Here is a 524-nt window from a genome sequence, read left to right on the forward strand (position 1 = left end):
GGGTAAGTTCAACTTTATGGAAACAGCACCTAAAAAACTTATTAACAAGTCTATTAATTATTATAACTCTCATAAATACGCAGACGTAATAAAACTTATAGAAAAGGAAATTTTTTTCTATAAAGATTACTATATTTATCATTATATTTTAGGAATGTCTTATCTTAGAATGGGAAATTTAGGAAACGCTCAAATATATCTAAAAAAAGCTTATACTTTAAATCCAACAGAACCAGATGTCAAACAATCAATAGCAATACTATTAGCAGCTCAAGGTAAAGAAGACAAAGCTATACAAATATGGCTTAAAATGATAGAAGATAATCAAGAAATAAAACGTTCAGAATTATCATTAGAAATCATCAGAAAACATCCTATTCAAGGAACATTATTTCTTACAAAAAACAAAATATATGATAAATTATTTCCAAAAATCAAAGTAGAAAAAGGAGAGAATTCTAATAAATTACAAAAAAATAATTTTTGTACTTGATAATATTTCATTTTTGCTATATATATTTATT

1 pseudogene is annotated in these 524 nt (G+C 23.9%); it reads left to right on the forward strand.

Annotated features, from left to right (window positions below):
* Positions 1 to 16: 16 nt before the first annotated feature.
* Positions 17 to 524, forward strand: a pseudogene (locus BN1173_RS04470) (tetratricopeptide repeat protein); the annotation flags it as partial.

The sequence above is a fragment of the Borrelia crocidurae genome, from assembly GCF_000825665.2.
Classification (GTDB): Bacteria; Spirochaetota; Spirochaetia; order Borreliales; family Borreliaceae; genus Borrelia; species Borrelia duttonii.